Raw genomic sequence first — 25,202 nt, 5'->3', positions numbered from 1 at the left:
GGCTGGACGTATGACTATTGAGCGCGGGCGCGGCCGAGTCGCGGGACTGCCGACCTGGGACCGCTGCGCGGTCATGGGGGTCGTGAACGTCACCCCCGATTCCTTCTCCGACGGCGGCCGCTGGTTCGACACGACGGCCGCGGTCAAGCACGGCCTCGGCCTGGTCGCCGAGGGCGCCGACCTCGTGGACGTGGGCGGCGAGTCCACCCGCCCCGGAGCCACCCGCGTCGACGAGGCGGAGGAACTCAAGCGCGTCATCCCCGTCGTCCGCGGCCTCGCCTCCGAGGGCGTCACCGTCTCCGTGGACACCATGCGCGCCTCCGTCGCCGAGCAGTCCCTGGCCGCGGGCGCCGCCCTCGTCAACGACGTCAGCGGCGGTCTCGCCGACCCCGCGATGATCCCGGCCGTCGCGGCCGCGGGCGCCCCCTTCGTGGTCATGCACTGGCGCGGCTTCCTGGCAGGCGGAAACGTCCGGGGGACGTACGAGAACGTGGTCTCCGAAGTCCTCGACGAACTGCACGCACGCGTGGAGGCCGTTCTGGCGGGCGGCATCGCCCCCGACCGCGTCGTCGTCGACCCCGGGCTCGGCTTCTCCAAGGACCCCGAGCACGACCTGGCCCTCCTCGCCCACCTCGACCGCCTCCGCGCCCTCGGACACCCTCTGCTGGTCGCCGCCTCCCGCAAGCGTTTCCTCGGCCGTGTCCTGGCCGGCCCCGAGGGCGCCCCGCCGCCCGCGCGCGAGCGCGACGCCGCCACCGCCGCCGTCTCGGCGATCGCCGCCCAGCAGGGCGCCTGGGCGGTCCGCGTGCACGAGGTACGGGCCACCGCCGACGCCGTACGGGTCGCACGCGCCGTCGAGGGTGCCCGGACCGGCGGGGCATCGGCCGCCGCCGGTGGTCCGGCCGCAGAGGGAGCCCGGTGAGCACACCGCGTACCGACGTCGAGCAGGTCGAACTGGCCAACACCGCGTTCTACGAGGCGATGGAACGCGGTGACTTCGAGGAGCTGTCCTCGCTGTGGCTGGCCCCGCTGGACACCTCCGACGACGACTTCGAGGGCGAGGGCGCGATCGTCTCCTGCGTCCACCCCGGCTGGCCCGTCCTCAACGGCCGCGGCGAGGTCCTCCGCTCCTACGCGCTGATCATGGCGAACACGGAGTACATCCAGTTCTTCCTCACCGACGTGCGCGTCTCCGTCTCCGGCGACACGGCCCTGGTCACCTGCACCGAGAACATCCTCAGCGGTGGTCCCGCCCCCGACGACGGCGACGAGCTCGGCCCGCTCGTCGGCCAGCTGGTCGTCGCCACGAACGTGTTCCGCCGTACCGCCGACGGCTGGAAGATCTGGTCCCACCACGCCTCCCCCGTGCTGGCCGAGTCCGGCGAGGAAGAGGACGAGGACACCGCCGGTTGAGTGGGTGTACGGCCCGCAGGGACCAAGGGGTGGTTGGAATCACCGGCCCGGGGTAGGTGCGGCTACCAACCCGTGAGCCGCCGTGTTCCCCAGGGGAAACGCCCGGTGAAGCCTCGTGGCCTTCGCCCGGACGCCGTGCCCGTGGGCGAGCGATGTCAGTGCCCGCAGGTAGATTCGTTCGAGGCCGGTGTGCCGACCGCATTCGGTGCATGACGGCCGTTACCGACGATTGCAGGAGTGATTCGCGTGGATCGTGTCGCGCTGCGCGGCCTCAAGGCCCGCGGGCACCACGGCGTATTCCAGAAGGAACGCGAGGAGGGCCAGACCTTCATCGTGGATCTGACGCTGGGCCTGGACACCCGGCCGGCCGCGGCCGACGACGACCTGGCGAAGACCGTGCACTACGGCATCGTGGCGGAAGAGGTCGTCGCCGTCGTCGAGGGCGAGCCCGTCGATCTCATCGAGACGCTTGCCGAGCGCATCGCCCAGACGTGTCTCAAGCACAACGGCGTCCAGGAGGTCGAGGTCTGCGTCCACAAACCGGACGCGCCGATCACGGTCCCCTTCGACGACGTGACCGTCACGATCATCCGGAGCCGAGTATGACCGCGTTCTTCACCGAGGGTCAGAGCGACCCGACCGTCCAGCCGGTGCCCGCCTCCGTGGTCGAGCAGGTGGACGCCGCCGACACGACGCTGTCCAACCCCAGACTCGCGGTGATCTCCCTCGGTTCGAACCTGGGCAACCGCCTGGAGACGCTCCAGGGCGCCATCGACGCCCTGGAGGACACTCCCGGCGTCCGGATCAAAGCGGTCTCCCCCGTCTACGAGACGGAGCCGTGGGGCGTCGAACCGGGCAGCCAGCCGTCGTACTTCAACGCGGTCGTGATGCTCAGGACCACCCTCCCCCCGTCCTCGCTCCTGGAGCGGGCGCACGCGGTCGAGGAGGCATTCCACCGTGTACGGGACGAGCGCTGGGGCCCGCGCACGATCGACGTGGACATCGTGGCCTACGCCGATGTCGTCTCCGACGACCCGGTGCTGACCCTCCCTCACCCGCGCGCCCACGAGCGGGCCTTCGTCCTCGCCCCCTGGCACGACGTGGATCCCGACGCACAGCTCCCCGGCCGCGGCGCCGTCGCCCAGCTCCTCGCCACCCTCACCCGGGACGGTGTCGCTGCCCGCGCCGACCTGGAACTCCGGCTGCCCGAGTAGTCGTTAAGGTCAAGACGACCACAGGCCGGCCGGCCCGACACAGGGCCCGGCCACAGGCGGGCTACCGAAGGGGCATCGTGAAAGAGCTGCGTATCAGGACACTGGCCGCCGTGTTCTTGGTGGCCGGAGTGCTGTCCTGGGCGGGCGCCCGCCTGTGGAACGCATTGGGCACGCTGCCCCGGGTCCCGCTGGCCGCCCCCATCGTCCTCGCCCTCATCGCGATCGTCCTCCTCGCGACGGCCCTCTCGCTGCGCTCCCGCCTCAAGGCGCAGCGCGAGCGCCGCCCCGGCGCCAAGGGCGTCGATCCGCTGATGGCAGCCCGCGCGGTCGTCTTCGGTCAGGCGAGCGCCCTGGTGGCCGCCCTGGTGGCGGGCATGTACGGCGGCACCGGCGTCTTCCTCCTGGGATCGCTGGAGGACCCCGCCCGCCGCGACCAGGCCATCTACGCCGGCCTGTCCGTCATCGCCGGAATCGGCGTGATAGCGGCCGCCTTCTTCCTGGAACACGTCTGCAAGCTCCCGGAGGACGACGACGAACACCACGGCGGGGCCGCTCCGGTGGCGTAACCCCGCAGCGGCCCGGGCCGGCGTGCTTCCCGGGCTAGCGGGCCATGATGAGGCTCATCGCCTCGTTGCGCGTCGCGGCGTCCCGCAGCTGTCCGCGGACCGCCGACGTGATGGTCTTCGCGCCCGGCTTGCGGATGCCGCGCATGGACATGCACATGTGCTCGCACTCGACGACCACGATCACGCCGCGCGGCTCCAGGATCTCCATCAGGGAGTCGGCGATCTGTGTCGTCAGCCGCTCCTGCACCTGGGGGCGCCGGGCAAAGACGTCGACGAGGCGGGCCAGCTTGGACAGGCCGGTGATCTTGCCGCTGGTCGCCGGGATGTAGCCGACGTGCGCGACTCCCCGGAACGGGACCAGGTGATGTTCACACGTGCTGAAGACCTCGATGTCCTTCACCAGGACCATCTCGTCGTGGCCCAGGTCGAACGTCGTCGTCAGCACGTCCTCCGGCTGCTGCCACAGGCCCGCGAATATCTCCTTGTACGCCCGCGCCACCCGCCCCGGCGTCTCCCGCAGGCCCTCGCGATCCGGGTCCTCGCCGACTGCGATCAGGAGCTCGCGTACGGCGTTCTCGGCACGCTTCTCGTCGAACTCGCCGATCACGCCCTCGCCGTCCAGCGTCACGGGGTCGGTCATCTGGTCCTCGTTCCTGTGCATCCTGCGCGTGCCTCGACGCGTCCAAAAGCTGCGGGCACACGAAAATGCCGCGCCCCCCAGGCTAGAACCTGGGGGGCGCGGCATCCATTCCGGGCCTGGTGAGGCCGCCGGGAGCCGAGCGATGTCAGCTCTCGGTGCGGTCCTCCGGGGCCGCCTCCGTCGCCGGGACGGACTCCGTCGCGGCGGCGATGGCCGCCGCCGAGCCGTTCGCCCCGTTCGTCAGTGACAGCTCCTTGGGGGAGAGCACCGGCGGGCGGGTGGACGGCGTGCGACGGGAGGAGCCGGTCCACGCGGGGCGGGCCGGGCGCTTGACGATGGGAGCGAAGACCTCGGCGATCTGCTCCTTGCTCAGCGTCTCCTTCTCCAGCAGCTGGAGCACCAGCGCGTCGAGTACGTCGCGGTTCTCGACCAGGATTTCCCAGGCCTCGTTGTGCGCGTTCTCGATGAGCTTCTTGACCTCTTCGTCGACGAGCGCGGCGACCTCTTCCGAGTAGTCGCGCGGGTGCGACATCTCCCGGCCCAGGAAGGGCTCGGTGTTGTCGCCGCCGAACTTGATCGCGCCGAGACGCTCGGTCATGCCGTACTGCGTGACCATCGCGCGAGCGGTGGCCGTGGCCTTCTCGATGTCGTTCGCGGCGCCGGTGGTCGGGTCGTGGAAGACGAGCTCCTCGGCCGCGCGGCCGCCCAGCATGTACGCGAGCTGGTCCAGCATCTCGTTGCGCGTCGTGGAGTACCTGTCCTCGTCCGGCAGGACCATCGTGTAGCCGAGAGCACGGCCTCGCGAGAGGATCGTGATCTTGTGGACCGGGTCGGAGTTCGGGGAAGCCGCCGCGACCAGGGCGTGGCCGCCCTCGTGGTACGCGGTGATCTTCTTTTCCTTGTCCGACATGATCCGGGTCCGCTTCTGCGGGCCCGCGACCACACGGTCGATCGCCTCGTCGAGCATGTCGTTGTCGATCAGCTTCCCGTTGTTGCGCGCGGTGAGCAGCGCAGCCTCGTTCAGCACGTTCGACAGGTCCGCGCCCGTGAAGCCCGGCGTGCGCCGGGCGACCGCCGACAGGTCGACGCCCGGGGCGACCGGCTTGCCCTTCTGGTGAACCTTGAGGATCTCCAGACGGCCCTGCATGTCCGGGCGGTCGACCGCGATCTGGCGGTCGAAGCGGCCGGGGCGCAGGAGGGCCGGGTCGAGGATGTCGGGCCGGTTCGTGGCGGCGATCAGGATGACGCCGCCCTTCACGTCGAAGCCGTCCATCTCGACGAGCAGCTGGTTGAGGGTCTGCTCGCGCTCGTCGTGACCGCCGCCGAGGCCGGCGCCGCGATGACGGCCGACCGCGTCGATCTCGTCGACGAAGACGATCGCCGGAGCGTTCGCCTTGGCCTGCTCGAACAGGTCACGGACTCGGGAGGCACCGACACCGACGAACATCTCGACGAAGTCGGAACCGGAGATCGAGTAGAAGGGAACGCCGGCCTCGCCCGCGACAGCACGTGCGAGCAGCGTCTTGCCCGTACCAGGAGGCCCGTAGAGCAGAACGCCCTTGGGGATCTTCGCTCCGACGGCCTGGAACTTCGCCGGCTCCTGGAGGAACTCCTTGATCTCGTGGAGCTCTTCGACCGCCTCGTCCGAGCCCGCGACGTCCGCGAAGGTCGTCTTCGGGGTGTCCTTGGTGATGAGCTTGGCCTTGGACTTCCCGAAGTTCATGACTCGGGAGCCGCCGCCCTGCATCTGGTTCATCAGGAACAGGAAGACGACGACGATGAGGACGAAGGGAAGCAGAGACAGCAGGATGCCCACGAAGGGGTTCTGCTTGGACGGAGCGACGGTGTAGCCGTCCGGGATCTGCTTGTTCTCGTACTTGTTCTGGAGTGTGTTGGCCAGGGTCACGCCCTGGTCGCCGATGTAACTCGCCTGGATCTTCGAGCTGCCGTCAACCTTCTCGCCGTCCTTCAGCGAGACCTTGATGACCTGCTCGTCGCCAGTGGTGATCTTGGCCGACTCGACCTGGTTGTCGTTGATCGCCTTGACGACCTGGCCGGTGTCCACCGTCTTGTAGCCGCCGGACGAACCGACGACCTGCATCAACACGACCACGGCAAGGACGGCCAGCACGATCCACATGACCGGCCCACGGAAGTATCGCTTCACGTCCATCCATACGGAGCGGTGTCGCCCCGTCCCTCCTGCCATAGTGAGTTTGATAAAGACTGTTCTTCGGACGGTACCCCAGCATTGTCACCCGAAGCCGCAGGGGACTGCTGGCAATCCCGTCCACGCATGCTCCAACGGCGCGAAACCCGCTGGGGTTCCCGAACGTCCTACAAGGACTGAGCCGCCCTCAGAAAGGGGGCGCTCAGCCGCCGTAGACGTGAGGCGCGAGCGTACCGACGAACGGGAGGTTGCGGTACTTCTCGGCGTAGTCCAGGCCGTACCCGATGACGAACTCGTTCGGGATGTCGAAGCCGACCCACTCCACGTCGATCGCGACCTTGGCCGCGTCCGGCTTGCGCAGCAGCGTGCACACCTTGAGCGAGGCGGGCTCGCGGGAGCCGAGGTTGGAGATCAGCCAGGACAGGGTCAGCCCCGAGTCGATGATGTCCTCGACGATCAGGACGTGCTTGCCCTTGATGTCGGTGTCGAGGTCCTTGAGGATCCGCACCACGCCGGAGGACTGGGTGCCCGCGCCGTACGAGGACACGGCCATCCAGTCCATGGTGACGGCGGTGGACAGCGCACGCGCCAGGTCCGCCATGACCATCACGGCGCCCTTGAGCACTCCGACGATCAGCAGGTCCTTGCCCGCGTACTCCGCGTCGATCTTCGCGGCCAGCTCAGCCAGCTTCGCGTCGATCTCTTCCTTGGTGATGAGCACCGACTTGAGGTCGGTGCCCATGTCTTTCGCGTCCACCCGCATCACTTTCGGTCGTCCGTCCCACTTTTTTGGGCTCGTTCACCTTTGGGGCGCCGGTGCCACTGGCGACGGTCCCCTTCGGTTCACCCGCGCGGCCACGCGGACCGCCCGCGACCCGAGTGAAGGGGTCCCGGGGAGCCGCGTGAGCGGCCCCGGTGGAGGGTCCGGTTTTCAGCCTTGCCGAATCACCAGTCTGCCACCCTGGCGCTGAGCGACGACTTTGCCCGGGAGATTGATGGCCCCCTGACCGCGCCATCCGGTGATCAGCCGGTCGATCTCCTCGATGTGGCGGGCGAACAGCGAACCGGCCGGAGCACCCGCCTCGATGGCCGCGCGGCGCAGGATCCGGCGGCGTACGGCGGGTGGCAGGGCGTAGAGCTTGGCGCACTCCAGGAGGCCGGCCGCGTCGCGTACGGACGCTTCCGCCTGGCTGGCCCACGCGTCGAGGGCGTCGGCATCGTCCCGGGAGAGCTGGGCCGTACGGGCGAGTGCCTCGACGACTCCCTTGCCGAGCGCCTTTTCGAGGGCGGGCAGACCCTCGTGGCGGAGCCGCGAGCGGGTGTAGGCGGGATCGGCGTTGTGCGGGTCGTCCCAGACGGGCAGCGACTGGACCATGCACGCCTTGCGGGCGGTCTGCCGGTCCAGGTGCAGGAAGGGACGCCGGTAACGGCCGTCGGCCCCCGAGACCGCCGCCATTCCGGACAGGGAGCGGATGCCGGAGCCGCGGGCGAGGCCGAGCAGGACCGTCTCGGCCTGGTCGTCGCGGGTGTGGCCGAGGAGGACGGCCGTGGCGCCGTGCCGCTCGGCGGCGGAGTCCAGGGCGGCGTACCGGGCGTCGCGGGCGGCGGCCTCGGGGCCTCCGTCGCGGCCGACGGTGACGGCGATGGACTCGGCCGGGGCCAGCCCCAGTTCGGTGAGGCGCAGCACGACTTCGTCGGCGCGCAGATCGGAGCCGGGCTGCAGACCGTGGTCGACGGTGATGCCACCGGCGCGGATGCCGAGTTTGGGGGCTTCGAAGGCGAGGGCGGAGGCGAGGGCCATGGAGTCGGCGCCGCCGGAGCACGCGACGAGTACGAGCGGCGCCGGGAGTACGTCCCCGCCCGGTCGCCGGGAGCTCGCGGGGGGTTCGTCGTGCCGGGCCCTCGCGGGCGTGGGCATGCTGCGTCGCGTTCCGGGTGCGGGTACGCGCTCCGCGTCGGAGGTGCAGGGGCGCGCGGCACCGCGTGCGGGCGTACGCCGGGTGTCGGGGGCGGGCGGTTGCTCGGTGAGGATGTCGTGGAGTACGCGGCGGACCGCCAGGCGTATCGCCGCGACCGCAGGATGGGGACCCATGTCCGGTTCCCTTCATGAAGTTTTCGGGGGGTTAGCCCGGGATCGGTCACTCAGAGTGTGTAGATGGTGACAGAACCGGGGCGTTCCCCGAGCATTGCACGCCTACCCATGCCCTACGGTCCCTCGGACGGGTGATTGGAGGGGCGTTTGCCTGCCATCGGCCGGATTCGTTTCACGACGGTCCCGTAGGGTTCACGACTCGGCCTTGCGGTGCACCCGCGCGACCCAGTCCGCCGGTTTGGCGATCTCCGCCTTGGTCGGGAGTGTGTTCGGAGAGGTCCACACACGGTTGAAGCCGTCCATGCCGACCTCGTCGACGACCGCCCGTACGAACCGCTCGCCGTCCCGGTACTGCCTGAGTTTGGCGTCCAGGCCGAGCAGTTTGCGCAGGGCCAGGTCGAGGCGGGAGGCACCCTTGGCACGGCGCTGCTGGAATTTCTCGCGGATCTCGGCGACGGAGGGGACCACGGCGGGCCCGACGCCGTCCATCACGAAGTCGGCGTGTCCTTCCAGGAGGGACATCACGGCGGTGAGCCTGCCGAGGATCTCCCGCTGGGCGGGCGTCTGCACGATTTCCACGAGGGAACGGCCTCCGTCGTCCTCCTCGGTGTCGGGGCGGGAGCCGGAGAGCGACTGGGCGGCCTCCCTGATGCGTTCCAGGACGGTCATGGGGTCGACCTCGGTCTCCGCCAAGAAAGACTGGATTTCGCCCTCCAGGTGGTCGCGCAGCCAGGGCACGGCGGTGAACTGGGTACGGTGCGTCTCCTCGTGGAGGCACACCCACAGGCGGAAGTCGTGGGGCTGGACGTCGAGTTCGCGCTCCACGTGCACGATGTTCGGGGCGACCAGCAGGAGCCTTCCGCCGCCGTTGCCCGAGCCGGTGGGGCCGCCGGCGGGCAGGTCCCGGGTCGCGGGGGCGAACGTCTCGTACTGCCCGAGGACCCTCGACGACAGGAACGACAGCAGCATGCCCAGCTCGACGCCGGTGACCTTGCCGCCGACGGCGCCGAGGACGGCGCCGCCCGGGGTGCTCCCGCGCCGTTCCTGCATCTTGTCCAGAAGAGGCTTGAGGATCTCCCGGAACCCGGCGACGTTCGCCCGGACCCAGCCGGGGCGGTCGACGACGAGGACGGGGGTGTCGTGCAGGATGTCGCCACCCATACGAGTAAAGCCCCGGACGTGCCCCTCCGAGGCCTTCGCGTGCCGGCGCAGCTCCGCGACGATGGCCCGGGCCTCGTCACGGCTCACTTCGGGTCCCGGCCGCACCAGCCGGGTCGCGGTCGCCACCGCGAGATTCCAGTCGACCATCCCAGTAGATGCAGCACCACCGATGCTCGTCATGCGTCAACCGTACGTGAGCGGGTCCGACTGCGGTGAGGGGTACGGCGCCGTATGCCCCCGCCCGTGGGGCTGGTGGTGCTTGTGGTGCCTGCGGGTCGGGCGGGTCGGGGCTCTCCGCTGGGCGTGCGGCTACCGGCAGCCGCACGCCGCCAGTGCCGTCGCCGTGTGGTCCAACGCCGCCCGCGCCTCCAGGGGGTTCGGGGGGTGGGCCGCGTCGGAGGTCAGGAAGGCGAAGGCCAGGAGGCGGCCGTCCTTGTCGACGACCGTGCCGGCGAGGGTGTTGACGCCGGTCAGGGTGCCGGTCTTGGCGCGGACGACCCCGGTGGCGGTGGGGGCGTCGGCGTAACGGGTGCTGAGGGTGCCGGTGAAACCGGCGACGGGCAGGCCGGTGAGGACCGGACGGAGTTCGGGGTGGGCCGGGTCGCCGGCCTTGGCCAGCAGGGCGGCGAGCAGGGCGGCGGAGAGCTTGTCGGCGCGGTTCAGACCGCTGCCGTCCGCGAACTGCGCTCCGGACAGCGGGAGTCCGAGCTTCTTCAGCTGGGCGCGGATCGCCTTCGCGTCGCCGTCGAAGCTGGGTTCCTCGCCGGTGGCGAGGGCGACCTGGCGGGCCAGGGCCTCCGCGATGTCGTTGTCACTGTTGGTCAGCATCCGCTCGACCAGGGCGGACAGCGGCGGGGAGGAGACGGAGGCGAGGGCCTGCGAGCGGCTCGTCGCCTTCGAGGGGCCGGGCGATGTCGCCGTGATGCCGCTGTCGTGGAGCAGGTCCGCGAACTTCCGCGCGGCGTCCGCCGCCGGGTCCTGGGCGCGCATGGCCGTGCCGCTGGTCGAGTCGTCCAGGCGGCCCTCGTCGGCCATCAGGGCGGAGACCTTCGCGATGTTCTCGTTGACACCGATGGGGTGAAGGTCTGGGCCGCGGTACAGCGAGGTGTCGTAGGAGAGCGTCACGTGGTCCATGTGACGGGCCTTCAGGGCGGTGGCCGTGTCCTCGGCGAGGGTGCGCAGGTCCGCCCAGCCGTCGGCGGGCTTGCGGGCGGTCAGCGTCGGGTCGCCGCCGCCGACGAGCACGAGCTCCTTGGTGTCGGGCTCCAGGACCGTACGCGTCCGGATGCGGTGGTCGGGGCCCAGCGCCGCCAGGGCGGCCACGGCGGTGGCGATCTTCGTGGTGGAGGCCGGTGTCTGGACCTCGCCGGCGCCCTTGCCGTAGAGCCGCTCGCCCGTCGCCACGTCGACCACGACGGCGGTGCGCAGCGAGCCGAGGACGGGGTTGTCCAGGAGCGGGTCGAGGACCTTCGCGAGGGCCTTCTCGGCGGGCGCGGGCACGGTGCTCGTGGAGCCGCCGAGTCCGGCCAGTACGGAGGCGGCGCTGGGGGCGGGCCGGGGTGACGTTCGGGGCGTACGGGATTTACGTGCGTGATCTGTGCCACCCTCCGGCTCCCGCGATGCGGCCCAGTCGTGCTCGGCCGTACGCTGACCGGTGGAGTCCCAGGGACCGGCCGCGGTCACCGCCCCGGCCGCGAGAGCCAGGCCCACGACGGCGGCGACGGCCGTGAGCTGCGGTGTCGTGAATCGAACGGCACGCGGCCGCATGGCTCGGGTGACCCGCGCCACACGCGGTTTCACCGTCCGCGCGACCCGCACCACATGCGGTCTCGCGGCCCGCCAAGCCCTCAGCTCTGGCACGACCACCAGCCCCTTTCGCGATCACCCACCTGCGTGAGGGACACTTAACCACCAGAACTATGTGCTGATCATGGAGGAGCCACCGGTGGAGTTCGACGTCACGATCGAGATTCCGAAGGGTTCACGGAACAAGTACGAGGTGGACCACGAGACCGGTCGGATCCGTCTGGACCGTCGACTCTTCACCTCGACCAGCTACCCGGCCGACTACGGCTTCGTCGAGAACACCCTCGGCGAGGACGGCGACCCGCTGGACGCCCTGGTCATCCTGGACGAGCCGACCTTCCCGGGTTGCCTCATCCAGTGCCGCACGATCGGCATGTTCCGTATGACGGACGAGGCCGGCGGCGACGACAAGCTGCTGTGCGTCCCGGCGCACGACCCGCGGGTGGAGCACCTGCGCGACATCCACCACGTGTCGGAGTTCGACCGCCTGGAGATCCAGCACTTCTTCGAGGTCTACAAGGACCTGGAGCCGGGCAAGTCCGTCGAGGGCGCCAACTGGGTCGGCCGCACGGAGGCCGAGGCCGAGATCGAGCGTTCCTACAAGCGCCTCAAGGATCAGGGCGGTCACTGACCTCCCCCTCGGGTGGTCGTTGACCTCCCCCGCTTCCGAACGGGCCGCGTGATCCCCCTGGGGGTCGCGCGGCCCGTTCGTGCGTCCGTACGCATACTGAGGCATACGGAGGGCAGGTAGGAGAACCACACAGACGCGAAAGGCGAGGCTGGAGCTGGTGGCGGACCCGGAAGCGGAAGACCGCAAGCCGCACTCGGACGAGGCGAGGAGTGCTTTCAGCCCGCCCGCCGGTGTGGCGGCGCCGGGACCGGCGGCGGCCGACGAGGAGTCGTCGACCACGTCGGAGTTCGCGCTCCCCGTGGGCCTCGACGCCCCGCAGCCGCCCGGGCCGGAGCAGGAGGGCTCGGCGTTCAGCACTCCGCGCACGTACAGCGCCAGGCAGGCCCCGCCCGCCTTCACGCCGGCGACCGGCATCCCCCTGGTCAGCCTGACGAAGGACGCGCCGTGGCAGGACCGGATGCGCACGATGCTGCGCATGCCGGTGACCGAGCGGCCCGCGCCCGAACCGGTGCACAAGGAGGACGAGTCGGGACCCGCCGTCCCGCGCGTGCTCGACCTGACCCTGCGCATCGGCGAGCTGCTGCTCGCGGGCGGTGAGGGCGCCGAGGACGTGGAGACGGCGATGTTCGCCGTCTGCCGCTCCTACGGGCTGGACCGCTGCGAGCCGAACGTCACCTTCACCCTGCTGTCGATCTCGCACCAGCCGTCCCTGGTGGACGACCCGGTGACGGCGTCACGGACCGTACGCCGCCGGGGCACCGACTACACGCGTCTGGGGGCCGTCTACCGGCTCGTCGACGACCTCAGCGACCCGGAGACCACGATCTCCCTGGAGGAGGCCTACGGGCGCCTCGCGGAGATGCGGCGCAACCGGCACCCGTATCCGGGCTGGGTGCTGACGGCCGCCGGCGGACTGCTCGCGGGTGCGGCCTCCGTGCTCGTCGGCGGTGACGCGATCGTGTTCGTCGCCGCGGCGCTCGGCGCGATGCTGGGCGACCGGCTCGCCTGGCTGTGCGCGGGACGCGGGCTGCCGGAGTTCTACCAGTTCACGGTGGCCGCGATGCCGCCGGCGGCGATAGGGGTCGCGCTCACGCTGGCGCACGTCGACGTGAACGCGTCCGCGGTGATCACCGGTGGGCTCTTCGCGCTGCTGCCGGGGCGGGCGCTCGTCGCGGGGGTGCAGGACGGACTGACCGGCTTCTACATCACCGCGTCCGCGCGGCTGCTCGAAGTCATGTACTTCTTCGTAGGGATCGTTTCCGGCGTCCTGCTGGTGCTCTATTTCGGCGTGAAGCTGGGCACGCAGCTCAACCCGGACGCGGCGCTGAGCCTCTCCGAACGGCCGCTGATCCAGATCGCCGCGTCCATGCTGCTGTCGCTCACCTTCGCGATCCTGCTCCAGCAGGAACGATCCACCGTCCTCGCGGTGACGCTCAACGGAGGCGTGGCCTGGTCGGTGTACGGGGCGATGCACTACGCGGGCGGCATCTCGCCGGTGGCCTCCACGGCCGTCGCCGCGGGCCTGGTGGGTCTCTTCGGGCAGCTGCTCTCGCGCTACCGGTTCGCGTCCGCCCTGCCGTACACGACGGCCGCGATCGGGCCCCTGCTGCCCGGTTCGGCGACCTACTTCGGGCTGCTGTCGATCGCCCAGAACGAGGTCGACAAGGGCCTGGTGTCGCTCACCAAGGCGGCTGCCCTCGCCATGGCCATCGCGATCGGCGTGAACCTGGGTTCGGAGATCTCGCGGCTGTTCCTGCGCCTGCCGGGCGGCTCCGCCGGAGGGCGGCGGGCCGCCAAGCGGACGCGCGGGTTCTGAGAGCCTCAGTTCTGCGTGGGGCCCTGGCCGTAGGGATACTGCTCCGAGCCGTACTGCTGCTGGGAGTGGCCCTGGGGGCGCTGCTGCCGGGGCGGGTGCGCCGGGCCCTGGTCGTAGCCCTGCTGGTAACCCTGGTCGTACTGCTGGTCGTAGCCGTAGCCCTGATCCGAGCCGTACGGCTGCTGGTACGGCTCCTGGTGCTGCTGCTGGTGCTGGGGCGGATAGCCGTTGCCCTGATGGCCGTAGCCCTGGCCCTGGTTCCCGTACGCGTCGTGGCCCTGGTTCCCGTACGAGGCGTCGTGGCCCTGGTTCCCGTACGACTGGTCGTGGCCCTGGCTGCCGTACGACTGGCCGTGACCCTGGTAGCCGTACGTCGGGTCCTGGGCCTCGTGGACCGGCGGCACGCGCAGCGGCCTGGTCGCGTCGTCCATGACGGGCGCGGCGTGGCGGGTGCGGTCGGCCGTGGGCTGGTCCGGGACGGGCTCCTGGGGCGGGTTCTTCTTGGCCTGGGAGCGGGCGCGCAGGAACTCGAAGATGATCGGGACCACCGAGACCAAGACGATCAGGATCAGGATCAGCTCGATGTTCTTGTTCACGAACTCGATCTTGCCGAGCCAGGAACCGAGCAGCGTCACACCCGCTCCCCACAGGACGCCGCCGATGACGTTGAAGGTGAGGAAGGGGCGGTACTTCATGCCGCTGACGCCGGCGATGATCGGCGTGAACGTGCGCACGACGGGCACGAAGCGGGCCAGCACCAGGGACTTGGGCCCGTACTTCTCGAAGAACTCGTGGGCCTTGACCACGTTCTCCTGCTTGAAGAGGCGGGAGTTCGGGCGGGTGAAGAGCGAGGGCCCGACCTTCTTGCCGAACAGGTAGCCCGCCTGGTCGCCGAGGATCGCGGCGAGGCAGATCAGCACGATGGCCGCCCACAGCGGGAAGTCCATGGCGTCCGTGGCGATGAGTAGACCGCAGGTGAACAGCAGCGAGTCACCCGGCAGGAAGAAGCCGATGAGCAGGCCGGACTCGGCGAAGACGATCAGCAGCAGGCCCCAGATGCCGAAGTTGTCCAGGAGCGTGTTCGGATCCAGCCAGCTGGGACCGAGGGCAAGCGTCGTCACGGTTCCGGGCTCCTGAGGGGTGAAGGGAGGTACGGCGGTCCTGTACGGCCGACCAAAGCTATCAACGCAATGTGTCCACGCCAGGTTCCACCCGTGACTCCAGGATGCACTGTGCGGCGACTGGGACAAAGCTGTGAGCCATGGGCATCGATGAATACGGCGGCGGCCAGGCTCCCCACGCGGACGTCCTGGTCGTGACGACGAACGACGTACCCGGCCATCGCGTCGAGCAGGTCATCGGCGAGGTCTTCGGACTCACCGTGCGCTCGCGTCATCTGGGCAGCCAGATCGGCGCGGGCCTGAAGTCGATGATCGGCGGTGAGCTCAAGGGGCTCACCAAGACGCTCGTGGAGACCCGCAACCAGGCCATGGAGCGGCTCGTCGAGCAGGCACGCGCGCGTGGTGCCAACGGCGTGCTCATGTTCCGCTTCAACGTGTCGGAGGCGGCGGACGTGGGCACGGAGGTGTGCGCGTACGGCACGGCCGTGGTCCTGGCGAAGGAGTAGCGCGTACGGGTAAGGGGCGCCCGCATTGGCGGGCGCCCCTTACCGGCGCTGACGGCGCGTGCCCGCGTCGGCGGCCTGTCTCCTGCTGCGACAGCCCTCGTCCGCAGCAGCACCCGTCGTCCGTCGCCCCCACGAGGGTCGTCCGGTGTCAGGCTTCCCGGGTGTTCCGGTCGGCGTTCGCCCTGATCGCGTCCCTCAGGTGCTCGGCCAGCCCCGGCCGCATGGAGTCGTAGAACTCCTTGAACCGCTCGTCGGCGACGTACATGTCGCCGAGCCCCTGGTGGATCTCGTAGGTGCACGCGTAGAACCACCGGGTGATGTGCAGCCGGTGCTCCTCGGCCATGTCCATGGCCCGCTCGCCGTCCGGCAGCTCCCCGGCCTCCATCAGGGCGTCGTACCGCTCGCCCCAGGAGGCCACCTCGGCCTGCATGCGCTTCCAGTCGTCCTTGGTATAGCGGGCGGCGCGGCGCTGCGACTCCGCGTACGTGTCCGTGCCGCCCCAGCGGCGCTCGGCCTCCTCCGCGTGCGCCTCCGGGTCCTTGTCCCCGAAGACCTCGAACCTCTCCTCGGGTGTGAGGTTGATACCCATCGTGCGTGCCTCCATGGCGTGCTCCACGGCCGCGGCCATCTTCTGCAGCTTCTCGATCCGGGCGGTCAGCAGGTCGTGCTGGCGGCGCAGATGCGCGCGCGGGTCCGCTTCCGGGTCGTCGAGCAGGGCGGCGACCTCGTCGAGCGGGAAGCCGAGCTCCCGGTAGAACAGGATCTGCTGCAGCCGGTCGAGATCGGCGTCGTCGTAGCGCCGGTGACCCGCATGGCTGCGTCCGCCGGGCGCGAGGAGACCGATCTCGTCGTAGTGGTGCAGCGTGCGCACCGTGACGCCGGCGAACCCGGCGACCTGGCCCACTGAGTAGCTCACTTCCGCTCCTTCCTCGGTACGCCCTTCACGATGAGGCCTGACGTGACGTGAGGTGCAAGCCCCGAGATCCCGGGGTCCGGCGCCGACACTCGGGGTGTTATGTCCGTTTCGCGCGCTTAGGGTGAGCCCGTGACCGACGACGCGGCTCCCCCGGAGCCGGCCCTCGCCCGGGCGACGCCCGCACGCACCCTGTTGCCGCTGTTCCTCCCGTCCGTCGTGGTCGGCGCGGTCTCGAGCCTTCTCTACGTGGGGGTGAGCAAGCTCGCCGACCAGCTCAAGGACGTGTTGTGGACGGACCTGCCGGACGCGCTCGGCATCGGCGGGTACTCCTCCCTCTGGATGATCGTCATGCTCACCAGCACCGGCATCCTGGTCGGCCTGGTGGTCTGGAAGGCGCCGGGGCACGCGGGACCCGACCCGGCCACCGTGGGCCTCCAGGCGGAGCCGATGGCCCCCTTCATCCTGCCCGGGCTGCTGGTGGCGACCGCGCTGATGCTGGCGGGCGGCCCGAGTCTCGGCCCCGAGAACCCGATCATCGCCACCAACGTCGCGCTGGCGTTCTGGGCGGGCCGCAGGTTCGCGCCCGCGGCGCCCGGCGCGCTCTGGGTGATGCTGGCCGAGGCGGGGACGATCGGCGCCCTGTTCGGTACGCCGATCGCGGCGGCTCTGGTCATCTCCGAGGCGCTCGCCGGACGCCAGATGAAGGGCCTGCTGTGGGACAACCTCTTCGCTCCGCTGACGGCGGCGTCCGTGGGCTCGATGACCACGGCGCTGCTGGGCCACGCCAGCTTCGACCTCGGTCTGCCCCCGCTCGGCAGTCCCGGCTGGGCCGATGTGCTGTCCGCCCTGGTGATCGCCTCCGCGGCGGCGGTGCTCGGCTTGGCCGCGGTCTACGTCTTCGCCTCCGTCCACAAGGTCTTCTCGTTCCTGCGCCACCCCATGGTCGCGCTGCCCGTCGGCGGGCTCGTCCTCGGCCTGCTGGGCTGCCTGGGCGGGCCGCTGACGCTGTTCAAGGGCCTGGACCAGGTCGCCCAGATCGCCCAGCACCCGGACGACTATTCGGCGGGCCGGTACGCGCTGATGGCCGTGGTGAAGCTGGCCGCGCTGGTCGTCGCGGCGTGCTGCGGGTTCCGCGGCGGCCGGATCTTCCCCGCCGTCTTCGTCGGTGCCTCGTTCGGTCTGTGCGCCCACGCGCTCGTGTCCTCGGTCCCGGCGTCACTCGGTCTGGCCGCCGGGGTGCTGGGCGTGCTCCTCGCGACCACCCGGCAGGGCTGGGTGAGCCTGTTCACGGCCGCCGTCCTGGTGTCCTCGCCCACGATCATCGCCCTGCTCTGCATCGCCTCGCTGCCGGCCTGGCTGCTGGTGACCGGACGGCCGCAGATGCAGCTGAACAAGGACGGAAGCCCGATCAGATGAACCACCGGAGAACGGCATCCCCGATGAACCACCGGGAACCCCCCATCCGATGAACCATGGGGACGCCCCGTCCCGCTGAACCGTTGGGAGAAGCCCGTGCCGCTCCACCAGGGCCACCAGACGCCCGATGAACGCCCCGCCTCCGTCAACCCGTTCTACGGGGAGACCAATCCGGTCAGTGGCATGGTCGAGGCGCCGCCGAAGCACCGGCTCCCGGACGGCCCGCTGCCGCCCACGACGGCGCTCCAGCTCGTCCACGACGAACTCATGCTGGACGGGAACTCCCGGCTGAACCTGGCCACCTTCGTCACCACCTGGATGGAACCGCAGGCCGGGATACTGATGGCGGAGTGCCGGGACAAGAACATGATCGACAAGGACGAGTACCCACGCACGGCCGAGCTGGAACGGCGCTGCGTGGCGATGCTCGCCGACCTGTGGAACGCACCGGATCCGTCGGCCGCGGTGGGCTGTTCGACGACCGGGTCGAGCGAGGCCTGCATGCTCGCCGGCATGGCTCTGAAGCGGCGCTGGGCCCAGCGCAACGCGGACCGCTACCCGGGCGCGCGGCCCAACCTGGTCATGGGCGTGAACGTCCAGGTGTGCTGGGACAAGTTCTGCAACTTCTGGGAGGTCGAGGCCCGCCAGGTCCCCATGGAGGGCGACAGGTTCCACCTCGACCCCGAGGCGGCGGCCGAGCTGTGCGACGAGAACACCATCGGCGTCGTCGGCATCCTCGGCTCCACCTTCGACGGGTCGTACGAGCCGATCCAGGAGCTGTGCGCGGCGCTGGACCGGCTCCAGGAGCGCACGGGCCTGGACATCCCGGTCCATGTCGACGGCGCGTCCGGGGCGATGGTCGCGCCGTTCATCGACGAGGACCTGGTCTGGGACTTCCGGCTGCCCAGGGTGTCGTCGATCAACACCTCGGGGCACAAGTACGGCCTGGTCTACCCGGGTGTCGGCTGGGCGCTGTGGCGGACGGCGGCCGAACTGCCCGAGGAGCTGGTCTTCCGGGTGAACTACCTGGGCGGCGACATGCCGACCTTCGCGCTCAACTTCTCGCGCCCCGGAGCACAGGTCGTCGCGCAGTACTACACGTTCCTGCGGCTGGGCCGGGAGGGCTACCGGGCCGTGCAGCAGACGACCCGGGACGTGGCGCGCTCGATCGCCGAACGCGTCGACTGTCTGGGCGACTTCCGGCTCATCACCCGGGGCGACGAGCTGCCGGTGTTCGCCTTCACGACCGCGCCCGAGGTGAAGGCGTTCGATGTCTTCGACGTGTCCCGGAGAATGCGTGAGAGGGGCTGGCTGCTGCCCGCGTACACCTTCCCCGAGAACCGCGAGGACCTGTCCGTGCTGCGCGTGGTGTGCCGCAACGGTTTCACCTCCGACCTCGCCGACCTCTTCATCGAGGACCTGACCCGGCTGCTGCCCGAACTGCGCCGCCAGCCGCATCCGATGACCGACAAGGGCGCGGCGACGGCTTTCCACCACTAGAGCCTGGACGGGTTCCGTCACCGGCCGAGCAGTGCGTCCGGGCCGGGCGGCGCTCCGGGAGATACCGCGAGCGCCGCCCGGCGCACGGCGCCGGGCGGGCAGCGAGTTTCCGTCGGCGGGCAGGGTGTTCCGCTAGCCGGCAGGGTGTTCCGCTAGCGGCCCAGGCGGGCGAATCGGCGTACCGCCAGCGGGAAGAAGACCGCGAGGAGGGCCAGGGGCCAGAGAACCGCCGCCCCGGCGTGGCCCGGCTCACCGCCCGGTCCGCCGAAGAGGTCGCGTACCGCCGTCGCCGTGTGGGACATCGGGTTCCACTCGACCACCGTGCCCAGCCAGCCGGGCATGGAGTCGGGGGTGGCGAAGGCGTTGGACAGGAAGCCGACGGGCCAGACCAGGATCTGCACGGCCTGCACCATCTCCGGCTTCCCGGCCACCATCGCCAGGTGGATGCCGATCCACAGCATCGCGAAGCGGAAGAGCAGGAGCAGGCCCATCGCTCCGAGGAACGCGCCGGGCGTGCCGTGGGCGTGCCAGCCGATCGCGTACCCGACACCGGTGAGCACGGCCAGGCCCACCGCCGACTGGAGCATGTCGGCGGCCGAACGGCCCACCAGGACGGCGCCGTTGGCCATCGGCAGGGAGCGGAAGCGGTCGATGACGCCCTTGTCGAGGTCCTGGGTGACGGCCAGCATCGTGCCCTCCAGGCCGAAGGCCATGGTCAGGGCGAGCATGCCCGGCACCAGGTAGTCGACGTAGGCGCCCTCGACGCCCCGGCCGCCGCCGACCAGGTAGCCGAACATCAGGAGCAGCATCACGGGGAAGACCAGACCGACCGCGGCCTGGACCGGTTGCCGTGCCCAGTGGGCGAGTTCGCGGCGGGTCATGGTCCAGCAGTCGGAGAGGAGGCGCGCTCCCGCACCGGGCTCCCGTGGCTCCCGGGATCCCCCGCGCCGCCAAGGCCCCCGGTTCCTTTCGCGAGTGGTGTCGTACGTCGAATCGCGGGTGGTGTCGTACGTCGAACTCACACGGCCTCCTTCACTCGCTGCTCGTCTCCGGTGAGGTGCAGGAACACCTCGTCCAGCGTCGGGCGTCGCAGCGCGATGTCCTCCGCCTCGATTCCGGCCTCCTCCAGGACCCGTACGGCCGCGGCGAGGGCCGCCATGCGGTCGGTGACCGGGGCGCTCAGCAGACGGCGGTCGGCGTCGACCGAGACACCCTCGCCGGCGAACGGCAGCAGGGCCACGGCGGCGCCCAGCAGACCCGCGTCGCGCAGCACCACGTCGATGCGGTCGCCGCCCGTCCGGGACTTCAGTTCGTCCGCCGTGCCGTCCGCGATGACACGCCCGCGGTCGACGACCGAAATGCGGTCGGCGAGCTGGTCCGCCTCCTCCAGGTACTGCGTGGTGAGCAGCACCGTCGTACCGCCGCCGACCAGGGAGCGCACCGCCGCCCACACCTCCGCCCGGCCGCGCGGGTCGAGCCCGGTCGTCGGCTCGTCCAGGAACAGCACCTCGGGTTCGGTGATGAGAGACGCGGCGAGGTCCAGGCGGCGCCGCATGCCGCCGCTGTACGCGCGGACCGCCTTGCGGCCGGTGTCGGCGAGGCCGAAGCGCTCCAGGAGCTCGCCGGCCCGCACGCGGGCCGCGCGGGCGCCCAGGTGGTGGAGGCGCCCGAACATCTCCAGGTTCTGCCGGCCGCCGAGTTCCTCGTCGAGCGCCGCGTGCTGGCCGAGCAGGCCGATGCTCGACCGCACCCGGCGGGCCTCGCGCAGCACGTCGTGCCCGGCGACCTCGACCCGGCCGCCGTCCGGCCGCAGCAGGGTGGACAGGACCCGGACCAGGGTCGTCTTGCCCGCTCCGTTGGGGCCGAGCACCCCGTGCACCGTGCCGCGCCCGACCAGCAGGTCCAGCCCGTCCAGCGCGTGCCGGTCCCCGTATCGCTTGCGTACGCCTTCGACGACGATCGCCTCGGCCATCCCGCTCCCTCCGCTCATTCCGCACCCTCCGCCACCTCGCGCCGGCTCACGCCCGTCCCACACCCCGGCAGCGCTAATCAAACTTGACTACTGATCCACGTCGACGGAGGGTATGCCCGGCCGGGGCATTAGTCAAACTTGACGAACGAGGGACTCGGTGCGCGGATCGGTGCGCGGATCGGCGTCGGCGCGCCGATCGGCGCGCGGATCAGCGAGCGTCCTCCGGATGCCGCTCCCCCGTCGCGTACGGGTTCTTCTCGTCCTCCCCGAGGACTCCGACGAACGGCTCGCCCTCCCCCGCGAAGGTGTACGCGCCGCCCTCGACGCGGGCGATCAGGCCGCGTGTCCACGCGGCGTCGGCGTCGGCGGAGTGGACCCAGAGGTTCATGATCTCGCCGATGTGGCCGAGCTGTTCGGGGCCGCCCTCGGGCACGTAGTGCTCGGTGACGGCGCCCCGCCACTCCTCGATCCCGCGGATCCGCTCCTTCAGGAGGGCCACCGCCTCGTCCCTCGGCAGGTCGACGATGAAGCCGATGCCCGCCGACCGGACGTCCATCTTCTGGTCGTACGACGTCAGGGACTCGCGCAGCAGCGCCAGGAACTCCTCGGTGCCCTTGTCCGTGATCTCGTACTCGGTGCGCGGCGGACCGCCGGCCGTGGACGGCGCGATCTCGTGCGCGTGCAACAAGCCCTGCTTGGCCATCTGCTTGAGCGCGTGGTAGATCGAACCGGGCTTGGCGTTGGACCACTCGTGCGCGCCCCAGTACTCCAGGTCGTTGCGCACCTGATAACCGTGGGCCCGCCCGTGCTGGCGGACCGCGCCGAGCACGAGGAGACGGATCGCTGACATGCCGTCCAGCCTAGGGCGCGCGGGCTCAGCCCCAGGAGGTGCCCTGCTCCGTCGCCACCAGCTCGAAGGCGGTCTTCCCGTCCAGGGACTCCCGGATGATGTCGGCGTGCCCGGCGTGGCGGGCCGTCTCACGGATCAGATGCAAGGCCAGCCAGCGCATCGAGACGCGGCTCTCGGGCGGGAACCAGGGGTCGTTCGGGAGCGCGAAGGTGTCGTCGAGGCTCGGCACCGAGCGCAGGAACGCGTCCGTCTCGGCGGCGACCTTCTCCCAGTACGCGAGCTGCGAGGCGACCGTCTCTCCGTCGGCGAGGACGAAGCACTCGTGCCAGTTCGACTCGTCCCGCTTCACCGCGGGCTGCTCGCCCTTGGCACGGGCCACCCAGCCCTGCTCGACCTCGGCGACATGCTTGAGCAGACCGGAGAGGGAGAGTTCGCTGGCGCTCGGCCTGCTCGCCGCCTGCTCCTCGGTAAGCCCGAGCAGCGCCCGGCGGATGCCGCCGCGCTGCTCCTCGATGAAGGCGAGCAGCGCCCCGCGCTCGTCGCCCTGCTCTTCCGCTCGCACATGCGTGACCATGACCGGCCGCCTCTCATCGGGTCCTCTTGCCTGACACCGATGACGCTACGGACCCTTGCGGTCAGCTTCTGTCCGCAAGGGTCCGGGGCGCGAGGACGTGTCTCGAGAACGTGTCTCGGGACGGCCGGGGCGCGAGAACGTCTCAGAAGGGGAAGCGGCTCCGCCCGTGCTGGACCGAGATCCACTTCGTCGTGGTGAAGGCGTCGACCGTCGTCTCGCCGTTCAGGCGGCCGATGCCGGAGTGCTTCTCGCCGCCGAAGGGGACGAGGGGTTCGTCGTGGACGGTGCCGTCGTTGACGTGGAACATCCCGGTGTCGATCTGCTTGGCGAAGTTCACGCCGCGCTCGATGTCGGCGGTGTGGACGGCGCCGGAGAGGCCGTACGGGGTGTCGTTGACGATCCGGACCGCCTCTTCCTCCCCGTCGAACGGGACGAGGAAGACGACCGGGCCGAAGATCTCCTGCTGGAGCAGGCCCGAGTCGGCGGGGACGCCGGTCAGGACGGACGGCTCGACCAGGTTGTCGGTGGTCGTGCCGTGCAGCAGGGCGGTGGCGCCCTCCGCGATCGCCTGCTCGACGGCGCTCGAAAGCACGTCCGCCTGCGAGGAGTTGATGACCGGGCCGATGACCGTCTGCGGGTCGCTCGGGTCGCCGGTCTTCAGCGTCGCGACCTTGGCGACGAACTTCTCGGTGAACTCGGCCTCGATCGACCGGTCCACGAGGACACGGTTCGCGGCCATGCAGACCTGGCCCTGGTGGACGAATCGGCTGAAGACCGCCGCGTCGACCGCGTAGTCGATGTCCGCGTCCTCCAGGACCACCAGGGCGCTGTTGCCGCCCAGTTCGAGCACTGAGCGCTTGAAGTTCGCGGCGCAGACCGTGGCGACGTGACGGCCGACCTTGTCGGAGCCGGTGAACGAGATGACCTTCGGGACCGTGTGCTCGATGAAGGCGTCGCCGATCTCGGCGATGTCGGTGATGACGACGTTGAGGAGACCGCCGGGCAGGCCCGCGTCCTCGAAGATCTTCGCGACCAGGGAGCCACCGACGATCGGGGTGTTCTGGTGCGGCTTCAGGACCACGCCGTTGCCGAGCGCGAGGGCCGGCGCGACGGACTTGACCGAGAGCAGGAAGGGGAAGTTGAAGGGGCTGATGACACCCACGACGCCCACCGGGACGCGGTAGAGGCGGTTCTCCTTGCCGTCGACCGGCGAGGGGATGATCTTTCCCTCGGGGCGCAGCGCAAGCTGGACCGACTCGCGCAGGAACTCCCGGACGAGGTGCAGCTCGAAGGCCGCCTTGAGGCGGGTGCCGCCGAGCTCGGCGATGATCACCTCGGAGATCTCCGCCTCACGCTCGTCGATGATGGCGAGCGCCTTCTCGAAGACCGCACGCCGCGCGTACGCGTTCGTCGCGCCCCACTTCTTCTGGGCGCGCTCGGCGGCGCGGTAGGCGTCATCGACCTCGTCGACTGTGGCTATGGTGATCGACGCCAGCTTCTCGCCGTCGTACGGGTTGAAGTCGATGATGTCCCAGGAGCCCGTTCCCGGGCGCCACTCTCCGTCGATGTACTGCTGGGCCAGGTCGGTGAAGTAGGACGACATGTGCTCCCTCAATCCCTGTGCTGCCGAGGCAGTCCTGGCCCGGGTCAGCAGACATCCGATCACGGTCTGATCACACGTCATCGTACTTGTGTTTCAAGGGAGTTGAAGAAGGCCGGAGAAGTCTGTGGACACTCTCAGGAGAGCTGGAGCAGCCCCCGCAACAGGTCGCGGCTCTCGGACGGCCCCGGGCTGTCCTGCTGCAGCTGCTTGAGCGCGCCCTCGTACTGGGTGACGTCCTCGCGCTTGTCCAGGTAGAGCGCGCTGGTGAGCTGCTCCAGATAGACGACGTCCGACAGGTCGGACTCCGGGAAGCTCAGGATGGTGAAGGAGCCGCTCTCGCCGGAGTGCCCGCCGAAGCTGAACGGCATGACCTGAAGCCGTACGTTGGGCTGCTCCGAGACCTCGATCAGATGCTGGAGTTGTCCGCGCATCACCTCGCGGTCGCCGTAGGGGCGGCGCAGCGCGGCCTCGTCGAGGACGATGTGGAACTCGGGAGCGTTCTCGGAGACGAGGTACTTCTGCCGCTCCAGACGCAGGGCCACGCGCCGGTCGATGTCGGCGGCGGAGGCCCCCTTCATCCCGCGCCGGACGACCGCGTGGGCGTACGCCTCCGTCTGCAACAGGCCGTGCACGAACTGCACTTCGTAGACCCGGATCAGGTGGGCCGCGCCTTCGAGGCCGACGTAGGTGGGGAACCAGCTGGGCAGGACGTCGGAGTAACTGTGCCACCAGCCCGCGACGTTGGCCTCTTTGGCGAGCGAGACCAGGGAGGTGCGCTCGGCCTCGTCGTTGATGCCGTAGAGCGTCAGCAGGTCCTCGACGTCGCGCGTCTTGAAGCTCACCCTTCCCAACTCCATGCGACTGATCTTCGATTCGGAGGCACGGATCGAGTAACCGGCCGCTTCACGGGTGATGCCACGCGCCTCACGCAGGCGCCGTAGATGGGACCCCAGCAGCATGCGCCGCACCACCGAGCCGCTCGACTCACCAGCGCTCACGTTCGTCAGCCTCCCCAACGGTCTTCCAGACGCCGAAGTCTGCCACTAAAACACTTCAAGCAGTACTCGTACGGTTACGGAAACGGAAAGTAGCCAAAGGAGCCGCACAGGAAAAGATCAGTTGGACGTCAACAACTGGGAATAAGGTGACAGAAGAAATGAGTAAGAAGTAGGAGAGGAAGGTCCAATTCGGGCGCGTGCACGTGCATCTGCCCTTGCATCTGCTGTACGCATTCG

The 25,202-nt window shown here is 70.1% G+C and carries 24 protein-coding genes; 10 read left to right on the top strand and 14 right to left on the bottom strand.

Features of this window, described 5'->3' with window-relative positions; genetic code table 11:
* Positions 1 to 10 precede the first annotated feature (10 nt).
* The 5 genes from folP to ABZX90_RS33680 all read left to right on the top strand — a co-directional run bounded on the left by folP (position 11) and on the right by ABZX90_RS33680 (position 3,193).
* Positions 11 to 922 carry a dihydropteroate synthase gene (gene folP / locus ABZX90_RS33700; protein ID WP_351126288.1) on the top strand — a complete coding sequence of 304 codons (912 nt, stop codon included), beginning with the start codon at positions 11 to 13 and terminating at the stop codon, positions 920 to 922.
* Positions 919 to 1,413, top strand: coding sequence for a nuclear transport factor 2 family protein (locus ABZX90_RS33695; protein ID WP_351126290.1), 495 nt, complete (start codon positions 919 to 921; stop codon positions 1,411 to 1,413). Before folP ends, ABZX90_RS33695 begins: the two co-directional genes overlap by 4 nt.
* 246 nt (positions 1,414 to 1,659) lie before the next feature.
* Entirely contained in the window at positions 1,660 to 2,019 is a 360-nt protein-coding gene (gene folB / locus ABZX90_RS33690) for a dihydroneopterin aldolase (RefSeq protein ID WP_351126292.1), read from the top strand.
* Entirely contained in the window at positions 2,016 to 2,627 is a 612-nt protein-coding gene (gene folK / locus ABZX90_RS33685) for a 2-amino-4-hydroxy-6-hydroxymethyldihydropteridine diphosphokinase (RefSeq protein ID WP_351126294.1), read from the top strand. The genes folB and folK overlap by 4 nt, the downstream gene beginning before the upstream one ends.
* 77 nt (positions 2,628 to 2,704) lie before the next feature.
* Complete coding sequence (locus ABZX90_RS33680; protein ID WP_351126296.1) at positions 2,705 to 3,193, top strand: DUF3180 domain-containing protein; 489 nt, start codon at positions 2,705 to 2,707, stop codon at positions 3,191 to 3,193.
* A gap of 34 nt (positions 3,194 to 3,227) precedes the next feature.
* Here the strand turns inward: ABZX90_RS33680 and folE are convergent, their stop codons facing one another.
* The 6 genes from folE to dacB form a co-directional block, all read right to left on the bottom strand.
* Positions 3,228 to 3,833: a GTP cyclohydrolase I FolE gene (gene folE, locus ABZX90_RS33675; RefSeq protein ID WP_351126298.1), complete on the bottom strand. Its 606-nt coding sequence runs from the start codon at positions 3,831 to 3,833 to the stop codon at positions 3,228 to 3,230.
* A 145-nt stretch (positions 3,834 to 3,978) separates the two neighbouring features.
* Complete coding sequence (gene ftsH, locus ABZX90_RS33670; protein ID WP_351126299.1) at positions 3,979 to 6,006, bottom strand: ATP-dependent zinc metalloprotease FtsH; 2,028 nt, start codon at positions 6,004 to 6,006, stop codon at positions 3,979 to 3,981.
* 199 nt (positions 6,007 to 6,205) lie between these two features.
* On the bottom strand, positions 6,206 to 6,766 hold the full coding sequence (gene hpt, locus ABZX90_RS33665) for a hypoxanthine phosphoribosyltransferase (RefSeq protein ID WP_351126301.1): 561 nt from the start codon (positions 6,764 to 6,766) through the stop codon (positions 6,206 to 6,208).
* A gap of 168 nt (positions 6,767 to 6,934) precedes the next feature.
* The gene (gene tilS, locus ABZX90_RS33660; RefSeq protein ID WP_355211285.1) at positions 6,935 to 8,095 is read right to left on the bottom strand and encodes a tRNA lysidine(34) synthetase TilS; all 1,161 of its coding nucleotides are present in this window, start codon (positions 8,093 to 8,095) and stop codon (positions 6,935 to 6,937) included.
* Between the two features lie 192 nt (positions 8,096 to 8,287).
* Positions 8,288 to 9,436, bottom strand: a complete 1,149-nt coding sequence (locus ABZX90_RS33655) for a zinc-dependent metalloprotease (protein ID WP_351126305.1) — start codon at positions 9,434 to 9,436, stop codon at positions 8,288 to 8,290.
* Between the two features lie 129 nt (positions 9,437 to 9,565).
* Positions 9,566 to 11,122, bottom strand: coding sequence for a D-alanyl-D-alanine carboxypeptidase/D-alanyl-D-alanine-endopeptidase (gene dacB / locus ABZX90_RS33650; protein WP_355211281.1), 1,557 nt, complete (start codon positions 11,120 to 11,122; stop codon positions 9,566 to 9,568).
* A 79-nt stretch (positions 11,123 to 11,201) separates the two neighbouring features.
* On the opposite strand from dacB, the gene ABZX90_RS33645 reads away from it, so the two are divergent.
* Together ABZX90_RS33645 and ABZX90_RS33640 are read left to right on the top strand one after the other, a co-directional pair.
* Entirely contained in the window at positions 11,202 to 11,693 is a 492-nt protein-coding gene (locus tag ABZX90_RS33645; protein ID WP_266761211.1) for an inorganic diphosphatase, read from the top strand.
* 157 nt (positions 11,694 to 11,850) lie between these two features.
* On the top strand, positions 11,851 to 13,509 hold the full coding sequence (locus tag ABZX90_RS33640; protein WP_351126309.1) for a threonine/serine exporter family protein: 1,659 nt from the start codon (positions 11,851 to 11,853) through the stop codon (positions 13,507 to 13,509).
* A 5-nt stretch (positions 13,510 to 13,514) separates the two neighbouring features.
* Here ABZX90_RS33640 and ABZX90_RS33635 read toward each other — a convergent pair whose 3' ends face one another.
* Positions 13,515 to 14,630, bottom strand: a complete 1,116-nt coding sequence (locus tag ABZX90_RS33635) for a VTT domain-containing protein (RefSeq protein WP_355211278.1) — start codon at positions 14,628 to 14,630, stop codon at positions 13,515 to 13,517.
* Positions 14,631 to 14,770: 140 nt separating this feature from the next.
* On the opposite strand from ABZX90_RS33635, the gene ABZX90_RS33630 reads away from it, so the two are divergent.
* Entirely contained in the window at positions 14,771 to 15,136 is a 366-nt protein-coding gene (locus ABZX90_RS33630; RefSeq protein ID WP_351126313.1) for a YbjQ family protein, read from the top strand.
* A gap of 148 nt (positions 15,137 to 15,284) precedes the next feature.
* Here the strand turns inward: ABZX90_RS33630 and ABZX90_RS33625 are convergent, their stop codons facing one another.
* Positions 15,285 to 16,052: a MerR family transcriptional regulator gene (locus ABZX90_RS33625; RefSeq protein WP_351126315.1), complete on the bottom strand. Its 768-nt coding sequence runs from the start codon at positions 16,050 to 16,052 to the stop codon at positions 15,285 to 15,287.
* A gap of 129 nt (positions 16,053 to 16,181) precedes the next feature.
* On the opposite strand from ABZX90_RS33625, the gene ABZX90_RS33620 reads away from it, so the two are divergent.
* Together ABZX90_RS33620 and ABZX90_RS33615 are read left to right on the top strand one after the other, a co-directional pair.
* Positions 16,182 to 17,468, top strand: coding sequence for an ion channel protein (locus ABZX90_RS33620; protein WP_355211274.1), 1,287 nt, complete (start codon positions 16,182 to 16,184; stop codon positions 17,466 to 17,468).
* Positions 17,469 to 17,564: 96 nt separating this feature from the next.
* Positions 17,565 to 18,968, top strand: coding sequence for a glutamate decarboxylase (locus tag ABZX90_RS33615; protein ID WP_355211271.1), 1,404 nt, complete (start codon positions 17,565 to 17,567; stop codon positions 18,966 to 18,968).
* A gap of 152 nt (positions 18,969 to 19,120) precedes the next feature.
* Here ABZX90_RS33615 and ABZX90_RS33610 read toward each other — a convergent pair whose 3' ends face one another.
* The 6 genes from ABZX90_RS33610 to ABZX90_RS33585 form a co-directional block, all read right to left on the bottom strand.
* Positions 19,121 to 19,849: an ABC transporter permease gene (locus ABZX90_RS33610; RefSeq protein WP_355211387.1), complete on the bottom strand. Its 729-nt coding sequence runs from the start codon at positions 19,847 to 19,849 to the stop codon at positions 19,121 to 19,123.
* Positions 19,850 to 19,986: 137 nt separating this feature from the next.
* Positions 19,987 to 20,940, bottom strand: a complete 954-nt coding sequence (locus tag ABZX90_RS33605) for an ATP-binding cassette domain-containing protein (RefSeq protein ID WP_355211384.1) — start codon at positions 20,938 to 20,940, stop codon at positions 19,987 to 19,989.
* Positions 20,941 to 21,148: 208 nt separating this feature from the next.
* Positions 21,149 to 21,790 carry a PadR family transcriptional regulator gene (locus tag ABZX90_RS33600; RefSeq protein WP_355211268.1) on the bottom strand — a complete coding sequence of 214 codons (642 nt, stop codon included), beginning with the start codon at positions 21,788 to 21,790 and terminating at the stop codon, positions 21,149 to 21,151.
* A 25-nt stretch (positions 21,791 to 21,815) separates the two neighbouring features.
* Positions 21,816 to 22,364, bottom strand: coding sequence for a DinB family protein (locus ABZX90_RS33595; protein ID WP_351126323.1), 549 nt, complete (start codon positions 22,362 to 22,364; stop codon positions 21,816 to 21,818).
* 142 nt (positions 22,365 to 22,506) lie between these two features.
* Complete coding sequence (locus ABZX90_RS33590; RefSeq protein WP_355211265.1) at positions 22,507 to 23,967, bottom strand: aldehyde dehydrogenase family protein; 1,461 nt, start codon at positions 23,965 to 23,967, stop codon at positions 22,507 to 22,509.
* Positions 23,968 to 24,101: 134 nt separating this feature from the next.
* On the bottom strand, positions 24,102 to 24,926 hold the full coding sequence (locus ABZX90_RS33585) for a helix-turn-helix transcriptional regulator (protein WP_351126434.1): 825 nt from the start codon (positions 24,924 to 24,926) through the stop codon (positions 24,102 to 24,104).
* Between the last annotated feature and the right edge of the window lie 276 nt (positions 24,927 to 25,202).

Source organism: Streptomyces sp. NPDC002935, from assembly GCF_040611295.1.
Taxonomy (GTDB): Bacteria; Actinomycetota; Actinomycetes; order Streptomycetales; family Streptomycetaceae; genus Streptomyces.
Note: the sequence above shows the minus strand (reverse complement) of the source record. Positions and strands in the feature narration are given on the sequence as shown.

Bases quoted from the DNA above. Each gene is read 5' to 3' on its own strand.
- ABZX90_RS33595 (WP_351126323.1), bottom strand. From the start codon at position 22,364: ATGGTCACGCATGTGCGAGCGGAAGAGCAGGGCGACGAGCGCGGGGCG.
- hpt (WP_351126301.1), bottom strand. From the start codon at position 6,766: ATGCGGGTGGACGCGAAAGACATGGGCACCGACCTCAAGTCGGTGCTC.
- folP (WP_351126288.1), top strand. From the start codon at position 11: ATGACTATTGAGCGCGGGCGCGGCCGAGTCGCGGGACTGCCGACCTGG.
- folK (WP_351126294.1), top strand. From the start codon at position 2,016: ATGACCGCGTTCTTCACCGAGGGTCAGAGCGACCCGACCGTCCAGCCG.
- ABZX90_RS33600 (WP_355211268.1), bottom strand. From the start codon at position 21,790: ATGTCAGCGATCCGTCTCCTCGTGCTCGGCGCGGTCCGCCAGCACGGG.
- ABZX90_RS33655 (WP_351126305.1), bottom strand. From the start codon at position 9,436: ATGACGAGCATCGGTGGTGCTGCATCTACTGGGATGGTCGACTGGAAT.
- ABZX90_RS33610 (WP_355211387.1), bottom strand. From the start codon at position 19,849: ATGACCCGCCGCGAACTCGCCCACTGGGCACGGCAACCGGTCCAGGCC.
- folE (WP_351126298.1), bottom strand. From the start codon at position 3,833: ATGACCGACCCCGTGACGCTGGACGGCGAGGGCGTGATCGGCGAGTTC.
- ABZX90_RS33590 (WP_355211265.1), bottom strand. From the start codon at position 23,967: ATGTCGTCCTACTTCACCGACCTGGCCCAGCAGTACATCGACGGAGAG.
- ABZX90_RS33585 (WP_351126434.1), bottom strand. From the start codon at position 24,926: ATGCTGCTGGGGTCCCATCTACGGCGCCTGCGTGAGGCGCGTGGCATC.
- tilS (WP_355211285.1), bottom strand. From the start codon at position 8,095: ATGGGTCCCCATCCTGCGGTCGCGGCGATACGCCTGGCGGTCCGCCGC.
- ABZX90_RS33605 (WP_355211384.1), bottom strand. From the start codon at position 20,940: ATGGCCGAGGCGATCGTCGTCGAAGGCGTACGCAAGCGATACGGGGAC.
- ABZX90_RS33630 (WP_351126313.1), top strand. From the start codon at position 14,771: ATGGGCATCGATGAATACGGCGGCGGCCAGGCTCCCCACGCGGACGTC.
- ftsH (WP_351126299.1), bottom strand. From the start codon at position 6,006: ATGGACGTGAAGCGATACTTCCGTGGGCCGGTCATGTGGATCGTGCTG.